23 protein-coding genes are annotated in these 22820 nt (G+C 69.3%); 6 read left to right on the top strand and 17 right to left on the bottom strand.

Annotated elements, in window-relative coordinates:
- Window positions 1-8: 8 nt before the first annotated feature.
- On the top strand, window positions 9-596 hold the full coding sequence (locus JQX13_RS05070) for a head protein (RefSeq protein ID WP_203407940.1): 588 nt from the start codon (window positions 9-11) through the stop codon (window positions 594-596).
- A gap of 21 nt (window positions 597-617) precedes the next feature.
- On the opposite strand, the gene JQX13_RS05065 is transcribed toward JQX13_RS05070, so the two are convergent.
- The 4 genes from JQX13_RS05065 to JQX13_RS05050 all read right to left on the bottom strand — a co-directional run bounded on the left by JQX13_RS05065 (window position 618) and on the right by JQX13_RS05050 (window position 4644).
- Window positions 618-1823 (bottom strand): threonine synthase, encoded by a 1206-nt coding sequence (locus JQX13_RS05065; protein WP_203407939.1) that lies wholly within the window; start codon window positions 1821-1823, stop codon window positions 618-620.
- Window positions 1824-1840: 17 nt separating this feature from the next.
- On the bottom strand, window positions 1841-2677 hold the full coding sequence (locus JQX13_RS05060) for an aldose epimerase (protein ID WP_203407938.1): 837 nt from the start codon (window positions 2675-2677) through the stop codon (window positions 1841-1843).
- A 137-nt stretch (window positions 2678-2814) separates the two neighbouring features.
- Entirely contained in the window at window positions 2815-3588 is a 774-nt protein-coding gene (xdhC, locus tag JQX13_RS05055) for a xanthine dehydrogenase accessory protein XdhC (RefSeq protein WP_203407937.1), read from the bottom strand.
- An 18-nt stretch (window positions 3589-3606) separates the two neighbouring features.
- A complete protein-coding gene (locus JQX13_RS05050) occupies window positions 3607-4644 on the bottom strand; it encodes a 6-phosphofructokinase (protein WP_203407936.1) in 1038 nt (345 codons plus the stop codon).
- Between the two features lie 206 nt (window positions 4645-4850).
- Between JQX13_RS05050 and JQX13_RS05045 the strand changes: the two genes are divergently transcribed.
- A complete protein-coding gene (locus JQX13_RS05045; RefSeq protein ID WP_203407935.1) occupies window positions 4851-5591 on the top strand; it encodes a glucosamine-6-phosphate deaminase in 741 nt (246 codons plus the stop codon).
- Between the two features lie 228 nt (window positions 5592-5819).
- Here the strand turns inward: JQX13_RS05045 and JQX13_RS05040 are convergent, their stop codons facing one another.
- The 4 genes from JQX13_RS05040 to JQX13_RS05025 form a co-directional block, all read right to left on the bottom strand.
- On the bottom strand, window positions 5820-7445 hold the full coding sequence (locus JQX13_RS05040; RefSeq protein ID WP_203407934.1) for a peptide-N4-asparagine amidase: 1626 nt from the start codon (window positions 7443-7445) through the stop codon (window positions 5820-5822).
- Window positions 7446-7524: 79 nt separating this feature from the next.
- On the bottom strand, window positions 7525-8259 hold the full coding sequence (locus tag JQX13_RS05035; RefSeq protein ID WP_203407933.1) for a copper homeostasis protein CutC: 735 nt from the start codon (window positions 8257-8259) through the stop codon (window positions 7525-7527).
- A gap of 155 nt (window positions 8260-8414) precedes the next feature.
- A complete protein-coding gene (locus JQX13_RS05030) occupies window positions 8415-9104 on the bottom strand; it encodes a lytic transglycosylase domain-containing protein (RefSeq protein ID WP_239014546.1) in 690 nt (229 codons plus the stop codon).
- 11 nt (window positions 9105-9115) lie between these two features.
- Complete coding sequence (locus JQX13_RS05025) at window positions 9116-9808, bottom strand: TetR/AcrR family transcriptional regulator (RefSeq protein WP_203407932.1); 693 nt, start codon at window positions 9806-9808, stop codon at window positions 9116-9118.
- Window positions 9809-9978: 170 nt separating this feature from the next.
- Here JQX13_RS05025 and JQX13_RS05020 point away from each other — a divergent pair, with 170 nt between their 5' ends.
- A complete protein-coding gene (locus tag JQX13_RS05020) occupies window positions 9979-10476 on the top strand; it encodes a sterol desaturase family protein (RefSeq protein WP_203407931.1) in 498 nt (165 codons plus the stop codon).
- Between the two features lie 45 nt (window positions 10477-10521).
- Here JQX13_RS05020 and JQX13_RS05015 read toward each other — a convergent pair whose 3' ends face one another.
- From JQX13_RS05015 to JQX13_RS04990, 6 genes are all read right to left on the bottom strand, one after another.
- Complete coding sequence (locus tag JQX13_RS05015) at window positions 10522-11109, bottom strand: VOC family protein (RefSeq protein WP_239014545.1); 588 nt, start codon at window positions 11107-11109, stop codon at window positions 10522-10524.
- Window positions 11110-11218: 109 nt separating this feature from the next.
- The gene (locus JQX13_RS05010; RefSeq protein WP_203407930.1) at window positions 11219-13621 is read right to left on the bottom strand and encodes a PAS domain-containing sensor histidine kinase; all 2403 of its coding nucleotides are present in this window, start codon (window positions 13619-13621) and stop codon (window positions 11219-11221) included.
- Between the two features lie 80 nt (window positions 13622-13701).
- The gene (locus JQX13_RS05005; protein ID WP_239014544.1) at window positions 13702-14712 is read right to left on the bottom strand and encodes a ketopantoate reductase family protein; all 1011 of its coding nucleotides are present in this window, start codon (window positions 14710-14712) and stop codon (window positions 13702-13704) included.
- A gap of 111 nt (window positions 14713-14823) precedes the next feature.
- Complete coding sequence (locus tag JQX13_RS05000) at window positions 14824-15054, bottom strand: SMI1/KNR4 family protein (RefSeq protein ID WP_203407928.1); 231 nt, start codon at window positions 15052-15054, stop codon at window positions 14824-14826.
- 10 nt (window positions 15055-15064) lie between these two features.
- Window positions 15065-15268: a hypothetical protein gene (locus JQX13_RS04995; protein ID WP_203407927.1), complete on the bottom strand. Its 204-nt coding sequence runs from the start codon at window positions 15266-15268 to the stop codon at window positions 15065-15067.
- Window positions 15269-15323: 55 nt separating this feature from the next.
- On the bottom strand, window positions 15324-15869 hold the full coding sequence (locus JQX13_RS04990; protein WP_239014543.1) for a CBS domain-containing protein: 546 nt from the start codon (window positions 15867-15869) through the stop codon (window positions 15324-15326).
- Window positions 15870-16103: 234 nt separating this feature from the next.
- Here JQX13_RS04990 and JQX13_RS04985 point away from each other — a divergent pair, with 234 nt between their 5' ends.
- Complete coding sequence (locus JQX13_RS04985) at window positions 16104-16757, top strand: hypothetical protein (protein ID WP_203407926.1); 654 nt, start codon at window positions 16104-16106, stop codon at window positions 16755-16757.
- On the opposite strand, the gene JQX13_RS04980 is transcribed toward JQX13_RS04985, so the two are convergent.
- Together JQX13_RS04980 and JQX13_RS04975 are read right to left on the bottom strand one after the other, a co-directional pair.
- Window positions 16747-17313 (bottom strand): hypothetical protein, encoded by a 567-nt coding sequence (locus JQX13_RS04980; RefSeq protein WP_203407925.1) that lies wholly within the window; start codon window positions 17311-17313, stop codon window positions 16747-16749. The two genes, JQX13_RS04985 and JQX13_RS04980, sit on opposite strands and share 11 nt — an antisense overlap.
- 12 nt (window positions 17314-17325) lie before the next feature.
- On the bottom strand, window positions 17326-18045 hold the full coding sequence (locus JQX13_RS04975; protein ID WP_203407924.1) for an autotransporter outer membrane beta-barrel domain-containing protein: 720 nt from the start codon (window positions 18043-18045) through the stop codon (window positions 17326-17328).
- A gap of 224 nt (window positions 18046-18269) precedes the next feature.
- On the opposite strand from JQX13_RS04975, the gene JQX13_RS04970 reads away from it, so the two are divergent.
- Window positions 18270-19211, top strand: coding sequence for an SRPBCC family protein (locus JQX13_RS04970; RefSeq protein WP_203407923.1), 942 nt, complete (start codon window positions 18270-18272; stop codon window positions 19209-19211).
- Between the two features lie 126 nt (window positions 19212-19337).
- Complete coding sequence (locus tag JQX13_RS04965; RefSeq protein ID WP_203407922.1) at window positions 19338-20738, top strand: FAD-binding oxidoreductase; 1401 nt, start codon at window positions 19338-19340, stop codon at window positions 20736-20738.
- A gap of 19 nt (window positions 20739-20757) precedes the next feature.
- Here JQX13_RS04965 and JQX13_RS04960 read toward each other — a convergent pair whose 3' ends face one another.
- Window positions 20758-22659 carry a sigma-54-dependent Fis family transcriptional regulator gene (locus JQX13_RS04960; protein WP_203407921.1) on the bottom strand — a complete coding sequence of 634 codons (1902 nt, stop codon included), beginning with the start codon at window positions 22657-22659 and terminating at the stop codon, window positions 20758-20760.
- Window positions 22660-22820: the final 161 nt, after the last annotated feature.

Genomic DNA, 22820 nt, shown 5'->3' with positions numbered 1-22820 from the left:
GCGTCACCATGGCCATTGGAGACTTCATCAATAACGCGGTGGATTTCCTCGGACGTATCCACGAGAACACCCAGTCTGCGGAGGAGAAGGAGTGGCTCGTCGCCGCCGCCGATGCGCTCGAGTTCATCTGGGCAACGGGTCGAGCCTACGAATTCGAAGACTATCGAAAGAGTCGTGCGTTAGACGCCCCCGCTCTGGTGGTCGCTGCCTTCAAGACACGCGAGGAGGCGGAGGCCTGGTTGGCAAACAATCCCAGTCCGCCTGCCATGGCGTATGTCCTGATCGCGGACGAATACCATCTCGTTGCATATCGCCGCGAAAGCAACTGGCGCGCATTCCTTCCGCATCCGACCCTCGAGTTCTATCTCGAGGAGATGATGCGGGACGGTCTCCCTCCAGCGGTAGCCACGTTCGATACTCGAGAGGATGCGGACGCCTGGTTTCAGGGCCAGACCGAGCCGCGAGCTCAGTCCGTCATCCAGGTCGGTGGCGAATACTTCCTGGCGGCGTATTACCGGAACATCAATCATCGGGCTCTCTTCCCCTTCTCGATTGTCGAAAGGCACAAGAAGAGGAAGAAGAGGCCGGAAGAATAGGGCGAGCAGGCGCCCCGCCCCTCACAAGGTCGCGTTGAGCTCGATCACGGGGAGCTTGGGCGACATCACATCCGGGTACTTGATACCCGCGCCGGTGTTGAGCAGCAGCACGCGCTGACCCGCATCCAGCCACCCGTCGCGCAGCAGCATGCGAGCGGCGCCCACGAGCGCGGCGCCCTCGGGGCAGATGAAGGCTCCCTCCGTGCGGCTGATGCGCTCCAGGCCCCACATCGTGTCGGCGTCGGGCACGGCCACGCAGGTGCCTCCCGTCTCCCTCACGGCCTGGAGCACCAGGAAGTCACCGATCGCCTTGGGCACGCGGATGCCCTGGGCCACGGTGGTTGCGTTCTCCCACTTCTCGGAGACGTCCTTGCCCTCGCGGAAGGCCTTCACGATGGGCTGGCAGCCCTCGGCCTGCACGGCGACGAGCTTGGGGAAGCGCATGTTCTCCGGCAGCCAACCCAGCTCTCGCATCTCCAGCAGTGCCTTGTAGATGCCGATGATGCCCACGCCGCCACCGGTCGGGTACAGGATGACGTCCGGCAGGCTCCAGCCGAGCTGCTCGGCGATCTCGTACCCCATCGTCTTCTTGCCCTCGATGCGGTACGGCTCCTTGAGCGTGGCGGCCTCGAACCAGCCGTGCGCCTTGGCCGAGCGGCCAACGATGGCGCCAGCGTCGGTAATCTGTCCCCGGACCATGTACGCATCAGCACCCACGGCGGTGGCCTCGAGCACGCTCATTGCGGGCGCGTCGGTGGGCATCACGAGGGTGACGGACATTCCCGCGCGAGCGCCATAGCTGGCCCAGGCGCCGCCCGCGTTGCCGTTGGTGGGCATGGCGAGCGCCTTGATTCCCAGCTCCTTCGCACGGCTCACGCCCGTGGCGGCACCGCGCGCCTTGAAGGAGGCGGTGGGATTGAGGCCCTCGTCCTTCAACCACAGGTCCGGCAGGCCCAGCTCTGCGCCCAGCCGAGGGAGCGGAAAGAGCGGCGTCATGCCCTCTCCGAGCGAGACGATGTTCTTGTCATCCCGGAGGGGCAGCACTTCCCGGTAGCGCCACAGGGAGGAGACGCGGCCGGCCAGGTCGGACGGGCGGACGGCCCTGGCCACGGCCTTCAAATCGTAGCGCACGAGCAGCGGGCCGCCGCAGTCACACAGGTTCTGCACCCGGTCCGCGTCATGGGTCTTGCGGCAGCGGGAGCACTCGAGGTGGGAGAGGAAGGACATGGCGCCCCTTTTACCGGTTACCGGACGAAGCGGGCCATGGGCTCGACGCTGAGCTCGAATTCGGAGGAGAAGGTGGCGCCGGGGGCAACGGTCAGCAGCCGCTGGCCCGTCTGGAGCGCGCCGCCGGGGGCGGTCCAGGGCTCCACGCAGACGAAGTCGCGGCCCGCGAGCGTCCACACCACGAGCATGGTGAAGGATGGGCTCCAGGCGAGCTCCACCGGGCGCAGGCCGGGTCCTCGCTCGAGCGTGGTGCCCTGCGGCGAGTGGTCGAGCAGGTGCATGTCCACCTCGGGCTCGGTGAGGTCCAGGCCGGAGAAGGACACGGTGGCGCCCTGGCGGTTGTCCCAGGCGTTCCTGGCATCCGTCTCGACGTGGGCCGCGGCCTTGTTGGCCTGGGGGACGTGGAAGTACGGGTGGTAGCCGAGGTGCAGCGGCATGGGCCGGGAGTCGCGGTTCTCGGCGCTGAAGGAGAGGTGGAGCGCGCTGCCCTCGAGTGTCACGGTGAGGAGCGCCTCGAAGCGCCAGGGGAACTCGCGCAGCGTCTGCTCCGAGTGCCCGAGCGCGAGCACCACGCGCGAGGCCTCCTGGTTCCGCACTTCCCAGGGCAGGTCGCGGGCGAAGCCATGGCGTCGCATGGGGAACTCGTGGCCCTCGACGGTGTACCTACCGCCGGGGAGGACGCCGGGGGAGGGGAAGAGCACGGGGATGCCGCCGCGCACGTTCTTGGTGGGATCGGCCAGGGTGCTCTCGTCGAGGAAGAGGATGGGCTCGCCCTCGACGATGAAGCGGGTGATGAGCGCTCCGCGTTCGGGGACGAGCTCGACGCGGGAGCCGCCATCCGTGAGGACCACCATGTTGACCTCCAGGGACCGTCGCGCCGGGCGTGGCGCGGGAGCCGGCTTGTAACAGGGGGTGGTCCGCGGACACCTCGGGAAGAGACGCTCCCTGTCGTCTTCCATGCAGGGCGCGGCCCGGTCCGTTCGGAAGGTCTCTACTCCGGCTGGCGCCGAACCCGGATGAGCTCGCCCACGATGGAGACGGCGATCTCCTCCGGTGTCAGCGCGCCGATGTCCACGCCCATGGGTGAGCGCATCCGCTCCACGGCCGGCTCGGTGAAGCCCGCGGCCCGCAGCCGCATCCGGAAGCGCTCGGCCTTGCGACGGCTGCCAATCACCCCCAGGTACGCCGAGGGCTTGTCCAGCAACGCCTCCACCACCGCCTGATCCAACGGGTGGTCGTGCGTCGTCACGCAGAAGTAATGCTCCGGCCCACCGGGCAGTGCCCGCGCGTGGTCCGCCGGGTCCTTCACCCGCAGCTCGCAGTCCGGGAAGCGCTCGGGGTTGGCCCACTCGGGCCGGGCGTCCACCACCGTCACCCGGAAGCCCACCCGGTGCGCCAGCGACGCCAGCTCCTTCGCCACGTGCCCGGCGCCGAACACCGTGAGCCGCGGGGGTGCTCCGTGCTTCTCCAGGAACACCTTCATCCGGCCCCCACAGCACATGCCCAGCTCGTGCGTGAGGTGCGTTTCGATGACGCGCGTCTGCTCCGGCGACGCCAGCAGCTCCCGCGCGGCCTGGATGATCTGATGCTCGATGGCGCCGCCGCCCACGGTGCCCCGCAGGCTTCCGTCCTCGAGCACCACCAGCTTCGAGCCCGGCTTCTGCGGCGTGCTGCCGGCGCTCTCGATGACGGTGGCCAGGACGAAGGGTCGGCCCTCGGACACCAGGGCCGCCATCTCCGCGTACAGGTCCGTGGCAGGGGACATGTCCACCCCCGCTCCCGGCTAGCCGAAGAAGACCTGGGCGACCTCGAAGAACTCCTGGGGAACCTTCTTGAGCTCCCGGGTGGCCTCGGCCAGGTCCACGCTCACGATCTCATTGCCCCGCAGCGCGGCCATCTTGCCGAACTCGCCCCGGGCCACCATGTCGCACGCGTGGACGCCGAAGCGCGTGGCCAGCACGCGATCATGCGCGGTGGGCGCGCCGCCGCGCTGGATGTGACCCAGCACCGACACGCGCGTCTCGTAGCCCGTGCGCTGCTCGATCTCATGCGCCACGATGCTGCCCACGCCACCCAGGCGCGGCCGGCCCGCCTCGTCCAGCGCGCCCGAGGTGACGAGCTGCTCCTGCCCCTCGTGCGACAGCTTGATGCGCGTGCCCTCGGCCACCACCACGATGGAGAAGGAGCGCCCGGTGGAGTGCCGGTGCTTGATGTGCTCGGCGACACGCACCAGGTCCGCGGGGACCTCGGGGACCAGGATCACGTCGGCGCCGCCGGCCATGCCCGCGTAGGTGGCGATCCACCCCACGTGCCGCCCCATCACCTCGCACACGATGACGCGCTTGTGGGACTCGGCGGTGGAGTGCAGCCGGTCGATGGCCTCGGTGGCGATGGCCACCGCGGTGTCGAAGCCGAAGGTGAAGTCCGTGCCGTTGAGATCGTTGTCGATCGTCTTCGGCACACCCACGATGCGCAGCCCCTCCTGGGACATGCGCGTGGCCGCGGAGAGCGTGCCCTCGCCGCCAATGGCGATGACGGCGTGGATGTCGTTGCGCTCCATGGCGCGCTTGACCTTCTCCAACCCGTTCTCGACCTTGAACGGGTTGACGCGAGAAGTGCCCAGGATGGTTCCTCCGCGGTGGAGGATGCCGGAGGTGGTTTCGCGCGTGAGGCGGAAGTGGTTGTCCTCGAGGAGACCCTTCCATCCATCACGCAGGCCCATCATCTCGAAACCATGGGCGGTGGCTCGACGGACAACGGCGCGGATGACCGCGTTGAGGCCGGGGCAATCGCCCCCGCCAGTGAGAACGGCGACTTTCATGAGGTTCCCTTCTAACCTACCTCGGGCGCGAGTCATGCGCGAAGTTGATGTAAACCGCTCGCCAGGCGCGGTGGCGATCGGCCGGAAGGCCCCGGGGTGGTGCGGGGCGGGCGGGCGGGGAGGGACTCCCAGGGTTGGACGTGCGGCTTTGTCGGAGGGAGGGCTTTGGCTATGCTGCCTCGGACCCCCTGGTTACGGCCCCCACCTTGAACGTTCGCGTCTTCGCCTCCGAGAAGGAAGCTGCCGCCGCCTGCGCCGCCTACGTGGCCACGGCGGTGCGGGAGAAGCCGTCCCTGGTGCTCGGCCTGCCCATCGGCCGCACCCCCCTGAATGTGTACCGGGAGATGGTGGTGTTGCACGGGCGCGGGGAGCTGGACTTCTCGCGGGTGACCACCTTCAACCTGGACGAGTTCCTCGGCTTGCCGCCGGATGATCCGGGCAGCTTCCGGGCGTACATGGAGCGACATCTCTTCCAGCACGTCAACCTGGCACGCGAGCGCATCCATTTCCTCGATGGGAGCGCGGACAGGGCGGAACGCGAGTGCGCCCGCTACGACGCGCAACTTGCTGGGGCCGGAGGGCTGGACATGCTGCTGTTGGGCATCGGGCCCAACGGGCAGGTGGGCTGCAACGAGCCGGGGGAGAGCCTCCAGGCGGTCAGCCACCGGGCCCGGCTCTCACGGGAGTCGCGTCTGGCGATGGCCTCCCTCTTCGGAGACGACGTCTCGAAGGTTCCCCTGGCGGCGCTCACGCTGGGGATGGGGGCGCTCCTCCAGGCGCGTCGCGTCATCCTGTTGGCCTTCGGGGTCAACAAGGCGGCCGCCGTGACGGCCATGGTGCGTGGCCCCCTCTCCACGCATTGCCCGGCTTCGTTCCTCCAGCTCCACGGCAACGTGGAGGTGTGGGTGGACTTCGAGGCCGGACGCGGGTTGGACGGTTCGCGCTAATCCGCCAGCGGAGTCCTGACGCGATGCGGCGTGGGGCGGATGCCCGGGGAGGGGTCCTCGTTCTCAATCCTCGGGACGTGATTCCCCGGCGGTGGTGCCGAGTTGCCGGGCGCAGAGGGCCGAGAGTGGGAGGGGCGGAGGGCGCGCGTTCGGGAGCACCTCGCGCAACCGTCCCTCCGCCAGAAGCTGGACAGCGAAGGCAATTGCGCTCGAGCGAGGGGCTCTGCCTCAGTGGCAGCGCTGGACGTCTTCGGTGACGAAGCCGTTCCGCGTGGTGATGCTGCGGTCGTAGCAGGTGCGGCCCTCGGTCAACCGGTAGCGCTGGGTGGAGGTCCCCACCGCGTTGCGCTGCGGGCGCGGGACGCCGGAGTTATAGGCGGCCTCGCCGGTGTAGAGGTCGCTGAGCTCCCGGTGCGACAGCGTGAGCAGGCCCTGGACGGTGCGCTCCTCCTCCTCGTCGTGGAGGGTGATGGTCGTGGTGAGCCGGTTCTCCGGCGTCACGCTGATGAGCCCATCGAGCGTGTAGCGCTTGTCGGACCGGCTCACGGTGGGGAAGAGGCCGCGGCCGATCTCCGTGACGGTGCTGGTGTCGTTCCAGGTCGCGGTGATTCCATCCGGGTTCTCCGCTTCTCCCACCCAGCGGTGCATGCTCGAGTTGGAGACCGACTGCTCGACGCTCGTCACCACCCACCCGCGCGAGGTCCGCAGGTAGCCGGAGACGCGCAGCTGATGACCGCCCTGCGTGTCCACCTGGTTCCAGCCATCCACCAGCGCGTACGTCGAGTCATTGCTCAGGGTCCCGAGCCGATGCTCGATGAGACCGCCGGTGACCCGGGAGACGCGCGGGTCGCGCCAGGCGAGCACCTGGGTCGGCAGCTCCCAGCCAGGGCGGCCCTCGGGGACTCCCAGCACGTTCACCTTGATCTGGTGCGGCTTGCCGTCGGTCAGCAGGCCGACGAACGGGGTGAGGTCATAGCGGATGGGGCGGATGTCGAAGGCGCGCGGCGCGGGCAGCACGTACCAGAGGAACGGGTTGGCCCAGCCGCCCGTGTAGACATGCGGGAAGGGCATGGCGACACCGGCCACCTTTCCGTCCACCTCGAGCTGCACCTCGCGGTACGGGCCCGTATCGGCGGGGCAGGAGTACGGCACGACGGTTGGGACGGTGAAGTACCAGAACTCCTCGCAGCCTCCGCCCGAGCCCGTCGCGTACACCTCGGCGATGAGCCGTTCGGTGTTCTGGGGCACCGTCACTTCGCCCAGCAGGGCGGTGCCCTCGCGGCGCGGGTTGGTCAGGGGAATCACGTCGTCCGCCGTCTCCGCCGGTTTGTACCTGCCCTGCGCCCGGTAGAAGGTCAGGTAGACCTGCACGTCCAGCACGCCGGTGTAGGTGTCGTTGACCACGTTGCCAATCAGCATCCAGACGGGCTGGGACCGGGCCAGCAGCGGCGCGTAGGCGGTGACGTCCTTCTCCACCGACCAGGCGATGCCTTCACGGGAAGGCTCGGGCGTGGACGTCTTGAAGAGGGTGACACCACCGACCTCCAGGTGCCCGAGCCGGTCGTATTGGACGCCCTGGACCTTGCCTTCCATGCGCAGGACGATCTTGTTCCAGGGGCCGGGGCAGTCCGCGGGCGGGGTGAAGGTGCCGGTGTAGGGAGTGAAGTCGTCGAACTTCTCGTCGACGATCTTGACCGTGCACGAGGCCGTCGCCGGCTTTTCCACGGGAGGGGCCGCGGTGCGGGGGTCATCCCAATCGGTGCCGAACTCGGGGGGCGGCTCGGCGGCCCAGGTGGGGGACATCGCACCGAGCGCGAGGCTCGCCGCGGCGAAGACAGCAGAGAGACGTTTCACGTTCTTCTCCAGCTAGGGGGGGTGCTGGAGCCTAGGGTTCACCGGCGGTGTGGGCAACGCCCTCCGGTGTCCATTCAACTCAAGGGGCCGGGAGCCCGTTCAGCGTGTGCCGCAAGGCCTCCACGGTGGCCCGGTCGGTGCGCCGGGCGAGGGGTGGCCCCCAGCCGAGCGCCGCCACGCGCGGATCGGTCGGCACGTGCGGCACCGAACACGACGCGTGCACCTCTCGCGCGCCGGTCCTTGCCAGGAGCTCCGAGACCGTGTCGGGCCGCACGCCGCTGCCCGGCATGATGGAGATCCGGCCCGCCGCGGCTCGCGTCACCATGGCGATCGTCTCCGCTCCCTCGAGCGCCGTCGCGCTTCCTCCGGAAGTGAGAATTCGCGCGAACCCCAGCGCCACGGCCGTCTCCAGCGCCTCCAGCGGGTCGGGCACCAGATCGAACGCCCTGTGCAGCGCCACCTCGAGCCCCGTCGCATGTGCGATGAGCGCCGCGAGCGCGTCCTCGTCGAGCCTCCCGTCCGGCCGGCTCGCGCCCAGCACCACGCCAGCGAGTCCCGCCTCGCGCGCCGTGTCGATGTCGGCGCGCATCACGTCCAGCGTCGCCGCGTCGTAGACGAAGTCACCCGCCCTCGGGCGGATGATCGCCAGCACCGGGATGTCGAGCGCCGCGGCCCGCGCCATCAGCCCTCGCGACGGAGTGAGACCGCCCACCTCCAGCCCGGCGCACAGCTCGATCCGGTCGGCGCCCCCTTCGGCCGCCGACACCAGACCGGCCACGTCGTCCACACACACTTCCAGGGTGATCCGCCGCACACCATTCCTGCCTTCCACGGAGAGGCGCGGGATTACAGCAGGTCTTCGATGCGAACGGGGAGATGGCGGATGCGACGTCCGGTCGCGTGATGGATGGCATTGACGAGCGCGGGGGCCACACCGGTTCAGCGCGCGTCGGTGAGCTGCTCAGCTGCTCATCCGGAGGTGGGCGGCTCAACGGGCGAATGGCGCGGAGGGGCGCTCACCGGTCGGGCCTGTCTCTTCGCGGCGGCGGGCGCGGGCCGTGACGGACGGGAAGGAGGGCGGGGCCGGAGGCGCTCGTATCGGGTGAGCACCTTCTCCACGTAGAACTCCGTCTCCCCGTTGCGCGGGACGCGGCCGTTCACGTTGCCGGGCCCTGCGTTGTAGGCGGCCACCGCGAGCTTCACGTTGCCCCGGTAGCGCGCGAGCTGCTCGGCGAGGTAGCGCGCGCTTCCATCAATGGCGGGTGCCGGGTCGAAGGGGTCCTCCACCCGCAGCAGGCTGGCCGTCGAGGGCATGAGCTGGCCCGGGCCCATGGCGCCCGCGGGGGAGATGCGATGCGGCTGCGTGTTGGACTCCACCTCCACGAGCGCCTGCAGCAGGCCGGGCGGCAGGCGGTGGCGGCGCTCGGTGTCCCGGATGAGGGGCACGAGCTCCGGGTGTCCCTCGAGCAGGCACGTGGGCCGGTGGCGCGCGTAGGCGGCCAGGGCGTGGGCCTTCTCATCCAGGAAGGACAAGGAGAGGGGGAAGACGGTCGTGTCGCCGAAGAAGGCCACCGACACGTTGAGCAGCACGAGGGGCACCAGGGCGAACAGCCCCACCCTCATCACCCAAGGAAGCCCGCTCGCCCGTTTCCGCCGCACGATCTCCTTCCTTACGGGCGGCCGGGCTTCCCGTCCAACTTCCGGCGCGCGGGCGGGGGGCCGGGGTGGGGAAGGCGCAGTCCATCGAGGATGAGGGTGGTGAGGGCGTCGGGCAGCTCCAGGGGGTTGCCGACGTCCTCCTCCTCACTGAGGACGGCGAGCAGCAGGCGCTCCACGGCGCCCACCACCGCCAGTCCGCTGACGGCGGGACGGATGGGGCGCAGCAGCCCATGGGTATGGGCCTTGCGGGTGATATCCACCGCGTGACGGGAGATGAGGCGCTCCACCTCGACGAGCTTCACCCGGGCCCCCACCGCGGGTCCCCGGCACTCCTGGAGGTAGAGCCGCACCACCCCCGGGTGCTGGACGATGGCTCCGGCGATGATTGCGGCCACCGCGCGGTAGGCCTCGAACATGGCCTCCACGTCACGCGCCGCCTCGAGCGCCTCGCCGCAGGTCACCAGCCCCTGGAGCAATTCCCGGCGTACGGGCTCGAGTAGGAAGTCCACCAGCGCCGCCTTGTCCTCGAAGTACCGGTAGAAGGTGCCCTTGGCCACGCCGGCCGCCTGGGTGATGTCGTCGATGGTGACGCCCTCCAGCCCACGCTCCAGGAAGAGCTCGAGCGCCGCGTCGGCGAGTGCGTTCACCCGCTCGCGACGATTGGTGTCCCGCACACCGCCCTGGGGACCCGGCCGGCGGGGCATGGGAGCGGGCGGGCTCTCCACCGCCTGTCGTGAAGGGGGCTTCCGGGTGGCCATATGAGCTCGCGCACCTCACAAATGATGACCGGATGGTCATTCTTTGAGTGACCGTCTGGTCATCATTTCATGCGGGGCACCTGGAGGCAGGGGGTGTTCCGCGAGGAGCAGGGGAGATGATCGGTATTCCACTGGGTCTGGCGTATTCCAACTTCGGGGAGTGGTGGCTGCACCGTTACGTGCTGCACGGGTTGGGCAGGAGACACAAGAGCTTCTGGAGCTTCCACTGGCATGAGCACCACCAGCGCTCGCGCCGCAACGAAATGGTGGACGAGCAGTACCGGGGGTCCCTGTGGGAGTGGGCGCCGCAGAGCAAGGAGGTGCTGGGGCTGGCGGCCATCGTGGTGGGGCACATGCCGCTGCTGAAGCGGGCACCGTGGTTCGTGGCCACGGTGTGGGCCTCGACGGTGCTGTACTACGTGGTGCACCGGCGGGCGCACCTGGACCCCGAATGGGCGCGCGAGCACCTGCCGTGGCACTACGACCACCACATGGGGAAGGACCAGAACGCGAACTGGTGCGTGACGTTCCCGCTCTTCGACTACGTCCTGGGCACGCGCCGCAAGTACCTGGGCACGCCCGCCATGACCGAAGCGCGAGTCTCCGCCGCCTGAGACACCCTCTCCCTTTCGGGAGAGGGCCAGGAGACTTCGGGGCCGCTACGGATTCTTCGGTGGCGCGCTCATCGCGGCCGCGGCACGGCGGTTCATCTCCTTCGGTGTGAGGTCCTCCTTGTGGGTCGCGAGCTGCCACTGGTGGCCGAACGGGTCGGTGACCTTCCCGTAGCGATCTCCCCAGAACATGTCGGAGACGGGCATCGCCACCTTCGCCCCCGCGGCAACGGCCTGGTTGAACAGCGCATCCACGTCGCGCGTGTAGATCATCAAGCTCGACGCGCTGCCGCCGATGGACTGGGGCGAGGAGGCGCCCATGTCGGGGTACTCGTCCCCGAGCATCACGATCGAATCGCCGATCTTGATCTCCGCGTGCAGCATCTTCCCGTCCGGCCCCTGCATCCGGTACAGCTCCTTCGCGCCGAACGCCTTCTTGTAGAACTCGATCGCCTGCGCCGCGCCACGGACGACGATGCTCGGCGTCACCACGTGGTAGCCCTTGGGGATCGGCTGCGCCTTCTTGCGGGCCTTGATCGGCGTCTTCTTGGCCGCCTTCTTGGCCACCTTCTTGGCCACCTTCCGGGCCGCTTCCCGAGCCCGTCCCGCTGCCTGCGTGAGCTTCTTCATCGCCATGGTTCACCTCTCCGTGAATGCACGTCGAACGTCCCGATACTCTACTTGCATCGTGGCACGCGGCTGAATCGGTTGACGCATCCGGAGGGCTCATCCACGCGGCGGGGTTTCATTCTCCGACATCTGGAGGGGCGCCCCCCGCGCTGGGCAGGGTGAAGTGGAACGTCGTCCCCTGGCCCAGGGTGCTCTCGACCGCGAGCCTGCCTCCGTGAGCTTCGACGAGTCCCTTGACGATGGAGAGACCCAGCCCCACTCCCGCGCTGCGGGCATGCCTCGCCTGCCAGAAACGATCGAAGATGTGGGGCAGGCTCGTGGGCTCGATGCCCCGTCCGGTGTCCGAGACGTAGAAGCGGACGTGGCCCTCGCCCACCTCCGTCCGGATGCGGATGGAGCCCCCGGCGGGCGTGAACTTGAGGGCGTTGCCCACGAGGTTCTGGAAGATGCGCAGCACTCGCGCCGGGTCGGCGCGTACGGGTGGCAGGCCGGGCCCGTGCTCCACCTCGAGGTGGATGGCCCTGGCCTCGGCCAACGGCTCATTCGCGTTGCGCACCCGCGAGAGCACCTCCGCCACCTCCAGGTCCTCGAGGTTCAACGTCGGTTGATGCCCCGCCGCCAGCCGGGCCGCCGCGAGCAGATCCTCGATGAGATGCTCCATGTCGCCCACCGCCTGGCGGATCCTCCGCAGGTTCGCCCGGGTCTTCTCGCCCGCCTCCCCCGCGGGCAGCAAATACCGCTCGGTGCTGCCGCACAGGAGCTTGATGACGTGGAGGGGGTTGAGCAGATCATGGGAGACGATGCTGAGCGTCTCGTCCCGCGTGGCGATGGCCTCCTGCGCGGTGCGATAAAGGCGCGCGTTCTCGAAGGCGAGGGCCGTCCGGCGCGCGAGCTCCCGGGCCAGGGTGACGTCCTCGGCGTCGTAGCTCCGGCCCGGCGCGGTCCGCACCAGCACGAGCACCCCCTGCGTCCGCTCGTGTGCCCGCAGCGGAACGGCCAGGAGCCGCTCCTCCTCCAGGAGCACCGTCTCGCCCGTGCGACGCACCCGCTCCACCGCGTCCGCCACCGGGCTGGTGGGGGCGGGTGGATGCCCGATTGCCTCACGCAGGGATTCCTCCAACTCCTGTCCGCTCGCCGCCACCGCCCGCACGTGCTCTCCGGTGGCGCGGTCCGCGATGAGGGCGCACCCGTCCGCGAGCCCCGGCACCGACAGCCGGGCGACGGCCTGGAGGATGTCCTTGTCCTCGAGCGAGCGCACCAGCGTCGCGCTCACCTCCGAGAGGAAGCGCATCCGCTCCTCGGCCCGCCGCTGTTGGGTGGTGTCGCGGAAGTAGATGGAGACGCCCTCCGGGGAGGGGTACGCCGTCACCCGCATCCACCGGCCCCACATGATGGAGGGGAGCTCGGCCTCACACGGCTCCTGCGTGTCCGCCGCCCGGTAGAGGAGCACCTGGAGGGGAGAGCCCTCCAGCGCTGGAAAGACGGTCCAGACGCACTGGCCGAGCAGCTCCTCCCGCGTCCGGTTGACCCAGGTCTCCGTGTACCGGTTCACGTAGGTGTAGCGCCACTGCCGGTCGTACGCGACGAAGCCATCGGTGACGCGCTCGAGCACCTCGTGGAGACGCGCCCGGGCCGCCTCCGCCTCCTCGTGCGCGGCCTCCTCCAGGGTCAGCCGCCGCGTGGTCTCCTCGGCCATCCTCCTCGCGGTGGTGTTCTCGTGGGCCACCACCACCCGCATGGGGCCCGGTCCCGCGAAACGGGTGACGCGCATCAGGAACCACCGCCGCTCGGTGGCGCTGTGGCAGGGGTACTCGAGCTCGAAGAGCTCCCTGCGCCCGGAGAGGACGTCGCGGAGGCCTCGCGCGGCGGCACGGGCGTCTTCGTCTCCCGCTTCGGCGGCCGCTTCGGTGATGGCCAGGTAGTTGGCCCCCACTCCGCGAGAGCCCTCGATGGAGGGAGCGTTGTTGGCCGCGAGGTGTTGCCACGCCGCGTTGACGGCGATGATGGTGCCGGACGCATCGAGCACGGCGAGGTGGGCCGACAGCGAGTCCAGCACCGAGCGGAGGAGCTGCTCCGGCTCGCGCGACAGCCGATCGCCGTGCTTGCGCTCGTGGAGATCCCGGACGCAGACGAAGAGCGCGTCCTGCGAGGGAGACGCGTGCACCTCGAGCCATTCGTCGAGCGAGCAATGGTACGCCTCGAAGGAGACGGAGACCTGCTCGGCGCGGGCCCGGTGGTACTGGCGATGGAGCTCACCGCTGGCCGCCTCGGGGAACTCCTCCCAGACATTGCGGCCGAGCAACTCCTCGCGCGAGCGCCGCAGCAGCCGTGCCGCCTGCTCGTTGAGGTAGGTGAAGCGCCAGTCGCGGTCGAGCACGTAGAGCGCATTCGTGACGCGCTCCTCCCTGTGCGGCCCCTCCACCTGACGGGCCGGCAGTTCCCTGATGGGTTGTGGGCGCGGGTCCGGCGAGGCGAGCGATAGGACCGGCGACCTCCATGTCTTCAGATACGGCGCCATCGGGACTCCCCCCGGCAGGACAGCGATGCGAATCTACACGCTTTCCCGGGAAGTCCTGTAGCCGACAGGTCGAATTCAGGTCAATGGCGCTGGGGTCGCGTCTGTGCGTGGAGGTGTCGGAGCGTTTCCACACCTGGGGTCAACTCGCGCCGGGACATGGCGTGGACCGCCTCCAACAGACGCTCGTTCACGGGCACCTGGAGGCCGTGGATTCTTCCACGCTGGACCACCTCGCCATTGAGGAAGTCCACGGGCGGCTCGCGTCCGCGCTCGATGGCCGCCAGCATGGACGAGCGGAGCCGCCGATACCTCGCGCCGATGGCGAGGAGCATCGCGTGCTTGATGAGGAGCGAGGGGGAGGCATGCGCGCGTTGCTCCGACTCGCTCAGCGTGAGCCACGCGAGGTCCACCGTGGAGGCCACCTTCTCCAGCTTCACGCCCTCGGCCCGGGCCACCTGGAACACCTCGGTGAAGACCTCCATCGCGAGCCGCCGGACGAAGGCGTGCCGCAGGAGTGGCCCGACCCGGCTGCCGCCCACGGTGCCCAACGTGGAGATGGCGCAGTTGATCGCCAGCTTGCTCCAGCGCGCGCCGCGCAGGTTGCCGGTGAAGGTCACCGGGCACACCGCGCGCAATACCTGGGCGAGCTGGGGCAGCCGCGGGTCCGGCTCACCGGAGAGCACACCGAGCACGATGCCGCCCGAGGAGGTCCGCTCGTAGACGCCGGTTTCCGGAGACGATGCGCCCCAGGCCACGATGGCGCCGATCACCCGGGGCTCGCCGACGATCCGGGCCACCAGCTCCTCGCAGAGCCCATTCTGGAGCACCACCATCGCCCCATGAGGCGCGAGCAGGTGGGCCGTGTCCCGGGCCGCCGCCTCCACTCCGTTCGGCGGAGTGGCGAGCAGGATGAAGTCGTAGACGCCCTCACGGGGTGGCTGGACGAAGACCTCCAGGTCGCCGCGGACGGTGCGCTCGCCCTTCTCGTCGCGCAACACCGGGCCGCGCGTCCGGAGCATGTGGGCGATCTCCTCGCGGCGTGCCACCGCGGCGACGCGTTGCCCACCCTCCAGGATGCGGGACAGGAGCACGCCGCCGATTCCACCACAGCCAACGACGAGGACTCGTGGAGCTGTCTGTGCAGGGTCCATTGCCTCGTTGCCTACCACGAGCCACGCCCGGACACGCGAGTGCTGGGAACCCTATGTGTCCTGACCCCCGGTTTGTCCCTCCTCCGCGAGCTCGCGCTCGACCCGCTCGGTCAGCCACGCCATGAAGTCGGAAGCCACCTGGGCGGGTTCCTGCGTCTCTCCGGCTGTAGGGTCCCAGAACACGACAGGCGGCTCGCCCTCCCTCCTCGAGTCGAGGCAGTAGAGGTTGTCTCCCCCATCGTTCATGAGGGGGATGAGATGTCGGGGGAGCGCGGGCCTCATTTCCTCCCGCTCACTCGGGGTCATCGCGGTAGGGCTCAAAGAGCCGATAGTCACCGGCCAGGTTCACGCCAGGTCGAGCGCTGGCGGTGTTGAGCTCCGTCTCGCTCACTCCCTGGCCGAGACACCTCGAGGGGGTCCTCTCCAACATCTCCGCGAGTTCTTCGAAGGTGTTTCTCCGCGGCGTCGCCCACTTTCGCATCGTCTCAGCGGGCATGGCATACCCCAGGACACGCGAACGACCGAGCGAAGCGCGTCCTCGTCGGGATGTCTCAACCTCCGCCGCGCTTGCGAGCTGGAGCCGCCTTGCGAGACGGGCGCTTCGACGCGCTCTTGGCGGTCGGGCGCTTCGCCGTGGTGCGCGCCCCCTTCTTGCCGAGCTGACGAGGTGTGGTCTTGCGCCGGGGCGAGGGCGTCGCCTCGGCCTGGGGTGTGGCCAGGAGCGTCTCCAGCGCCTTCAGCGCGTCGACGGTGGTGAAGATGCCCTCCACTCGGCCCTTGCTGGCGATGACGGCCGAGCCGTACTTGTGCATGGCCATGGTGCGAGCCACCTCGAGCAGCGTGGTCCCCGGGGGCACGGTATAGGCATCCTGGGACATGGCCTCCTCGACGGCGACCTCCTTGGGGTCCACCCCCTTGAGGGTCTCGATCAGGTGCAGGTCCCTCATCGACACCACTCCCACCAGCTTCCCTCCCTCCAGCACGGGCAGGTGGCGGATGGCGTGCTCGTTCATGAGCCTGTGTGCATCGCTCAGGGGGCTCTGCGTGCCGATGGTGTGCACGCCGCGGGTCATGAAGTCATCGACGACATGGGTCATGGCGATCCTCACGTGTTCTAGGGACTCAAGCTAGCAAGGCTCCGGCCAATCAGAAGGCGTGAGTCGCCCGGCCCGGGGCCATCTGTTCGGCGCGCAGCGTCTGCGTCGGGCCGGCTCTCCGGCGCAAGGGCTGCGTGTTCACGAAAGGGCGCTGCCCGGCACTCTTCGTGACATGACCTTCGCGGTCATCTAGTGTGGGGTGACCGCGAAAGGCACCCGAGAGGAGACCTGGAAATGCAGTCAGTGACCGCGCTGCCCGGCTTCGAGCACCTGTTGGAGGTGTGCCGGCGCCGGGCGCATCCGTTGAAGTTGGAGCCTCCGTCCGGGCACCCGGTGGAAGCGTTCGTGGCGGGACAGGTGATGGACCCCCAGCTGGCGGCCTTGCATTCGCGCGCGGGGTATCTCTGGGTGAGGGATGAGCTCTATGTGTTCCCGGAGAAGCACGAGCGGCGGCCCGACCTGCACCGGGTGAACGAGAGCTGGAGCCGGGAGTGGGCGGCGCCATTCGGCTCGCTGCGCGTGTTCGCGAAGGATGATCGGCTGGCCTACTGCTACGCCATGGTGCCGGCGCTGGTGGATGAGCGGGGCCTGCAGCCGGTGGTGTGGGTCGACGTCTACGAGCTGCTGTACGCCGTCCCCGTGGCCTCGAGCGTCGACCAGTTCTTCGACACCTACGCACGTTACCTGGAGAGCGCCCTGGCGCCCGCCGGAGATGGTGGGGAGGGACCGCCACCGCGAGCCTTCCCCTGGAGTGCCTCCGAGGTCATCGCCCGGGACCGGGAGCTGGTGACGCGGGTCCGTGCCGGGCACTTCGACTTCCTGCTGAAGGCGAACGCCCGGGCGCGCGAGTGGGTGGAGAAGCTGCCCGGCGTCTCCGTCAGAAGATGAAGCGGAAGTAGTGCACCTCGGCCCAGAGCGCCGCACAGGCCCGGAGGTCCGCCGTCCATGCCTGGGGGGGCAGTGTGCCCTGTGCCTCGAACACCAGCTCCAGCCGGTCATCGCGCGCCAGTTGTGACACGCTCGCGGCCTCCACCCCGCGCAGGGTGATGCTCGTGGGCGAGAACGCATCCGTGGGCTGTCGGTACTCGAGCAGCGTCCGGATGATCTCCGTCGCGCCCGGCCGCCTCAATGACACCTTCGCGTACTCGAGTCCGCTCAGGTCCACGTCGCCGCCCGTGACTTCCAGCTCGAACAGCCGCAGCCGGAACTCCGTCTCGAGCCGCCCCTCGGGCAGGTCCGCGCCAATCTCCCCTAGCGGGAACTCGAAGGTATGCGTGAGCATCCCCGTGCCCGGCGCGGCGGCGGGAAAGGCGATGCTCCGCTCGGTCTTGCAGATCTCCTCGGTCTCGGCGTTCACCACGAAGAAGGTGTCGGCGATCTTCCGGCAGCCGGAGGTGAGCAGGGTGGCGGCGGTCAGCAGCAGGACGCGGGGAAGGGCGGGCATGGAGGAACCCCGTCAATTGAAATAGAGGATGAAGCCCAGCTTCGCCACCGGGCTGGAGAGACCGAGCCTGAGCGGCCGGGCGGTGATGTCCGGGTTCTCCTCCGCCTCGCGGATGAAGGCCTTCACGTCGCTGCCTCCGATGAACCAGTAGCTGATGCCCACGCCGCCGAAGAGCGTCACATAGCGCCAGGGCGAGAACTCCAGGCCCAGGCTGGCGCTGATCTGGTCGTACTCCACCTGGCGGATACCCGAGGCCGCCGTGGTGGGCTCGCCGTGCAGCTGCGTCAGCAGCTTGTCGTAGTCCGCGTTGAAGTAATGGCCGTACTCCAGCTCCAGCAGGGGCGAGACGAAGAGCTGGAGCGGGATGAGGCTCAGTCCTCCACGCACCCCGAGGCCCAGGCTGTTCCTCGCGGCACCCGCGTGCGCTCGCAGCCAGCGCCGTGGATGGATGAGCGCCGAGACTCCCACGCCGTCGGGTGAGCCCGCGACCAGTCTCACACCGAACCGGGTGTTCCATGGGGGGGCCGCATCGGGATCGACCGGTGCCGGGGTGGATACGGCGGCCTCCGATTCCTCCTCCGTCGCGTCCGGATCCTCCTGTCCTCCCTGGGCCAGGGCTCCGGGGGGGAGTGCCAGTGCCAGCAGGCAGGTGAGCGCACGGGCGCACCGGATGCTCCTCCTGACGAGGCCCGCCATCTCAGGGTCCCCCCTCGGCTCGACCGCTGTGCTCATGTCTCCGTCCCCTCCGGGCTCACCCTGCTCGCCGGGACATCATTCGCGAGCCCGCGCCGGGAGAGAAGCCGCGAGAACGGAGTCCACCTCCCGGCAGGGCAGACAGGCGGACGGGCAGGGCCTCCCGGGTGGGACAGGCACGCCTGCTCATGGGAGGGCTCGACCGATCGGTGGGGTCTGCTACGGTGCATCATCCGGGTGCATCTGGCCCCTGGAGCTGCTCGATGCTCAAGAAGATCCTGATCGCCTTCGCGACCTTGATGGCGCTCGTGCTCGCCATCGGACTCGCGCTGCCGTCGAAGTACCGCGTCGAGCGCTCGACGAGCATCCCCGCTTCGTCCGAGGCGGTGTACGCCCACGTGGCCAGCCTGAAGCGCTGGGAGGAATGGGTGCCGTGGAACGCGACGAGGTTCCCGGGCAACCAGTGGGTGATCGGAGGGCCCGAGGTGGGCGTTGGCGCCGTGCGCAGTTGGAGCGGCGAGGACGTGGGCAATGGCACCCTCTCGCTCACCGAGGCGGACCCGAAGACGGGCGTGGTCTATGAGATGTCGGTGGAGCACGGCGAGTACCTCGTGCACGGTCGCATCTCCTTCTCGCCCGAGGACTCGGGGACCCGGGTCACGTGGGTGGACGAGGGGGAGATCGGCGGCAACCCGTTCGCGCACTACCTGGTCCCCCTCATCGAGTCGAGGCTCGGCGGTCACATCGAAGAGGCGCTGGCCAACCTCCAGAAGCAGGTGGAGGCCCATCCCCTCCCAGCCCAGCCGGAGCCGGAGCCGGAACCCGAACCCGCTCCCGTAGTACAGGCCCCGGAGCCGTCGCCGCCTTCTGCTTTCGAGCCTCCCGCGCCTGTCTCGGGCGCGGAGGGGTCTCCGGGGGTGATTCCTCCGGTGGAGGGGACGGGGGGAGTCGTTCCCGCTCCGCTCGTGGAGGGCTCGCAGGGCTCCGCTCCGGTCGAGGTTCCTCCCACGACGCCGACGACGACTCCTCCCATGGGTGAGCCGGCTCCGGCCTCGCCGGTCGTGGTGGCTCCCTCGGGAGAGGCGGCTCCCCCGCAGGCCGCGCCCGTGGCCGAGCCCGCTCCGGCGCCGACGCCGGCTTCAGCTCAGATCCCACCCCCGGCTTCGGCTCCCGGGGGAGCTTCCTCGACCCTCACTCCGCCGTAGCGAGCCGAAGCCCCACGGCGGGCCGCGTCCTCTGTCCTGGCGCGGACGTGGCGCCAGGGGGTGAAAGCGCTCTTCGCCCTGCTTGTCGGCTTGCGACGGGTGGGCGCCTGCACTAGTGCTCCCGGTATGGCCGACGTGCTCCCCGAAGCGTTCCTCCGTGCTGTTGCCGAAGGCTTCCCCTCGGACTTCCTGACCCGTGAGCCGGGTGAGCTCCAGGAGTACGGGCGCGACTGGACGCGCGTCTATGCTCCGGCTCCGAGTGCGGTGGCATTTCCTCGCACCACTGACGAGGTGGCGCGTCTGCTGGCGCTGTGCAACCAGCACCGGGTGCCGGTGGTTCCCTCGGGTGGGCGCACGGGGCTGGCGGCCGGAGCGGTGGCCCCCCGCGGCGAACTGGTGCTGTCGCTGCGGCGGATGAACCGGATGGATCCGGTGGACCTGCTCGGCAACTCGGTGCGCGTGCAGGCGGGCGCGGTCACCGAGGCCGTGCACCACCACTGCGCCGAGCACGGCCTGACGTGGCCGGTGGACTTCGCCTCCAAGGGCTCGAGCCAGGTGGGCGGCAACATCGCCACCAACGCGGGTGGGGTGAAGGTCATCCGCTATGGCCTCACCCGCCAGTGGGTGCTCGGCCTCCAGGTGGTGACGGCGCAGGGGCAGGTGCTGGAGCTCAACGGCGCGCTGGAGAAGAACAACACCGGCGCGGATCTGCGCCAGCTCTTCATTGGTAGCGAGGGCACGCTGGGCGTCATCACCGAGGCCACCCTCAAGCTGGCGCCGCTGCCGGGCAGGCAGGACGTGTTCCTCTTCGCCGTGCCGGACGTGGCCGCGGTGCTGAATCTGTTCCGCGAGGCCCGCCGCGCTCCGCTGGTGCTGAGCGCCTACGAGTTCTTCACCGACAAGTGCCTGGCGCGGGTGCAGCGCCACCGCAAGCTGCGCTCGCCCTTCGAGGCCCCCAGCGGCTGCTACGTGTTGATGGAGGCAGAGGGCAAGGACCCCTCCGAGGTGGAGAACTGGTTGGGCTCGCTCTTCGAGCGCGGGCTGGTGACGGACGGGACGCTGGCGCAGGGAGCCTCGCAGGCCAGCGAGCTGTGGGCCCTGCGCGAGGGCATCAGCGAGAGCCTGTCGGCCACGGGACTGCCGCACAAGAATGACGTGTCCCTGCCCGTGGCCAACCTGGAGGCCTTCTGCTCCGAGCTGGACGCGGTGTTCAGCGCGCGCTACCCGGGCTGGGAGATCGCCCTCTTCGGTCACATCGGGGACGGCAACCTCCACATCAACATCATGAAGCCGGACGACATGGAGAAGGCCGAGTTCCTCACGCACACGAAGAAGGCGGATCCGACCATGTTCGAGCTGGTGCGCAAGCACGGCGGGAGCATCTCCGCCGAGCATGGCATCGGCCTGCTCAAGAAGGACTATCTGCCCTTCTCGCGCTCGCCGGCGGAGCTGGAGATGCTGCGCACACTCAAGCGGGCGTTGGATCCGAACAACATCCTCAACCCGGGGAAGATCCTCGACGTGTAGCCGTGGCCTCCCGGATGTCTCAAGCCGCGAGACCGTGCCGGACGAGCATCCGGTAGAGGGTGCTCCGCGCCACGCCGAGGCGCCGCGCCGCCTCACTGAGGTTCCCATGGGCGGAGGCCATTGCTTCCCTCAGCGCGCGGGCCTCCGCTTCCTTCCTGCCACCGCCTTCGTTCGTGGCCGCCTTGCCAGAGGGCTCTGCGACATCGTCGGGCAGGTGTTCGGGAGCAAGAGGCTCGCCCTCGCCAGCGAGTGCGAGGGCGTGAGCCAGCGCGGACTTCAGTTCGCGCACGTTCCCCGGCCACGTGTGTGCCTCGATGAGCCGCTCGGCCTCGGGAGTCATCGGGGGGGCCTCTCCTCCTTGGGCTCGAGCGATCTTCTCCACCAACGCGCGCGCCAGTTCGGCCTTGTCCGTTCTTCGGCGAAGGGGCGGGAGGGAGAGCACGGCACCGCGGATGCGGTAGTAGAGGTCGCGCCGGAACTTCCCTGCCTCGACCATCGCGGGGAGATCTCGGCAGGTGGCGCTGATGAGCCGGAACCGCGACTCCCGCGGCCTCGTTTCGCCCAGCCGGAAGTAGTGGCCATCATCGAGCACCCGGAGCAGGAGTGCCTGGAGTTGCTCGGGCATCTCGCCGATCTCGTCGAGGAACAGTGTTCCTCCGTCCACCGCTCCGAGCTTGCCCTTGCTTCCGGCGGCGAGCGCGCCGGTGAATGCACCCGGTGCGTAGCCGAATAGCTCGGCCTCGAGCAGGCCCGCGGGCATGGCTCCGCAGTTGATCGCGAGGAAGGGTCCGGACGCGTGGCCACTCGCCTCGTGAATGGCGCGCGCGAGCAACTCCTTGCCGGTGCCTGTCTCGGCGAGCAACAGGATGGGAAGCTGACTCCGCGCGACCCGGGCCGCGCGTTGCTTCGTGTCCTGCAGCGCGGAATCACTTCCCAGGATCACGTCGAATGGGCGCGGCAGCGGAGCCACCGTGCGCGCTCGGGGAACATCGCGCTCGATGAAGACGGCGAGCGCGAGTGGGCGCCCGCGTGCGTCGAAGTGCGGCACGGGGTGAAGGCGCATGCCGGAGACATGGCAAGGCTTGCCGCTCAGGGCCGCCTCCACGAGCGTGGTCCATGACAGCGTCAGGACGTCCTCGACGGGCCTTCCCATCACGGAAGCGGGGGGCTGGCCGAGCCTCGCCGCCGCATCCGCGCTCACCTGTCTGACCACACCGGGCGCCTCGACCAGGAGCGACGCGGCGCCGGCGAGCCGGGCCTCGAGGCTCCGGCGGCCGCCCACGAACATCTCCTCATAACTCCGCAGCCGGAGCGACTGCTCGGCGGCGTGCGCGGACGCGAGCACGAGCGCCTCGAGCAGCGGGTTCGCCTGGGTCACCGCTCCGCTCACATCCAGAACGGCGACGATGTCTCCGAAGGGATCTCGGATCGGTGCCGCGTAGCAGACGAGACCATGGTTGCGCTCCTCGAGGTGCGCGCGCCCGACCACCGCCACCGGCTCGCCCTCCACGATCGCGGTTCCAATGGCATTCGTGCCACGCGTGCCCTCCGCCCAGCTCGCGCCCTCCACCAGCCGGGACGTGTCCGCGGAACGCAGGGACGCGCCGACGCCACCCCGAGCGAACACCACGACGCCATCGGCATCGGTGAGGACCGCGCGGAACTCGGAGGCGCTCGTCTCCGTGGAGAGCCGCGAGACGAGCTGGACCGCATCCACGCATCGCTCGCTCAGGGATTCGCGCCGGGAACGGAGCTCGGCATCGGTGACGCCCTCGGAGTGCGCGGGACCGTTCGCCTTCGCTCCCAGCGCCACGGCACGCGACCATCGGCGGAGGATGGCGTTTGCGCGCTCCTCCGCTTCGACGGCACCCGAGACAAACCGTTCCCAGAGTCGTGGCCCTGGCTCGACCAGTTTGAGCATCCCGGTTCTCTCCTTTCGGTTCGCTGTTGCTGACGCCCCCGCCTGGACCTCTCGAATTCTGTTACAGGCCGTCAGCGGATTGCACGCGTGCCCCGCGCCCTTTTCCGTGACGTCCCGCGTCATGTCGCGAAACGCTGCAACTGTCTCGCCTCGACGACCGC

The sequence above is a fragment of the Archangium violaceum genome (genome assembly GCF_016859125.1).
In the GTDB taxonomy this organism is placed as follows: Bacteria; Myxococcota; Myxococcia; order Myxococcales; family Myxococcaceae; genus Archangium; species Archangium violaceum_A.
Note: the sequence above shows the minus strand (reverse complement) of the source record. Positions and strands in the feature narration are given on the sequence as shown.

Bases quoted from the DNA above. Each gene is read 5' to 3' on its own strand.
- JQX13_RS05070 (WP_203407940.1), top strand. From the start codon at position 9: ATGGCCATTGGAGACTTCATCAATAACGCGGTGGATTTCCTCGGACGT.
- JQX13_RS05065 (WP_203407939.1), bottom strand. From the start codon at position 1,823: ATGTCCTTCCTCTCCCACCTCGAGTGCTCCCGCTGCCGCAAGACCCAT.
- JQX13_RS05060 (WP_203407938.1), bottom strand. From the start codon at position 2,677: ATGGTGGTCCTCACGGATGGCGGCTCCCGCGTCGAGCTCGTCCCCGAA.
- xdhC (WP_203407937.1), bottom strand. From the start codon at position 3,588: ATGTCCCCTGCCACGGACCTGTACGCGGAGATGGCGGCCCTGGTGTCC.
- JQX13_RS05050 (WP_203407936.1), bottom strand. From the start codon at position 4,644: ATGAAAGTCGCCGTTCTCACTGGCGGGGGCGATTGCCCCGGCCTCAAC.
- JQX13_RS05025 (WP_203407932.1), bottom strand. From the start codon at position 9,808: ATGCCCCGCCGGCCGGGTCCCCAGGGCGGTGTGCGGGACACCAATCGT.
- JQX13_RS05020 (WP_203407931.1), top strand. From the start codon at position 9,979: ATGATCGGTATTCCACTGGGTCTGGCGTATTCCAACTTCGGGGAGTGG.
- JQX13_RS05015 (WP_239014545.1), bottom strand. From the start codon at position 11,109: ATGGCGATGAAGAAGCTCACGCAGGCAGCGGGACGGGCTCGGGAAGCG.
- JQX13_RS05010 (WP_203407930.1), bottom strand. From the start codon at position 13,621: ATGGCGCCGTATCTGAAGACATGGAGGTCGCCGGTCCTATCGCTCGCC.
- JQX13_RS05000 (WP_203407928.1), bottom strand. From the start codon at position 15,054: ATGAGGCCCGCGCTCCCCCGACATCTCATCCCCCTCATGAACGATGGG.
- JQX13_RS04995 (WP_203407927.1), bottom strand. From the start codon at position 15,268: ATGCCCGCTGAGACGATGCGAAAGTGGGCGACGCCGCGGAGAAACACC.
- JQX13_RS04990 (WP_239014543.1), bottom strand. From the start codon at position 15,869: ATGACCCATGTCGTCGATGACTTCATGACCCGCGGCGTGCACACCATC.
- JQX13_RS04985 (WP_203407926.1), top strand. From the start codon at position 16,104: ATGCAGTCAGTGACCGCGCTGCCCGGCTTCGAGCACCTGTTGGAGGTG.
- JQX13_RS04980 (WP_203407925.1), bottom strand. From the start codon at position 17,313: ATGCCCGCCCTTCCCCGCGTCCTGCTGCTGACCGCCGCCACCCTGCTC.
- JQX13_RS04975 (WP_203407924.1), bottom strand. From the start codon at position 18,045: ATGAGCACAGCGGTCGAGCCGAGGGGGGACCCTGAGATGGCGGGCCTC.
- JQX13_RS04970 (WP_203407923.1), top strand. From the start codon at position 18,270: ATGCTCAAGAAGATCCTGATCGCCTTCGCGACCTTGATGGCGCTCGTG.
- JQX13_RS04965 (WP_203407922.1), top strand. From the start codon at position 19,338: ATGGCCGACGTGCTCCCCGAAGCGTTCCTCCGTGCTGTTGCCGAAGGC.
- JQX13_RS04960 (WP_203407921.1), bottom strand. From the start codon at position 22,659: ATGCTCAAACTGGTCGAGCCAGGGCCACGACTCTGGGAACGGTTTGTC.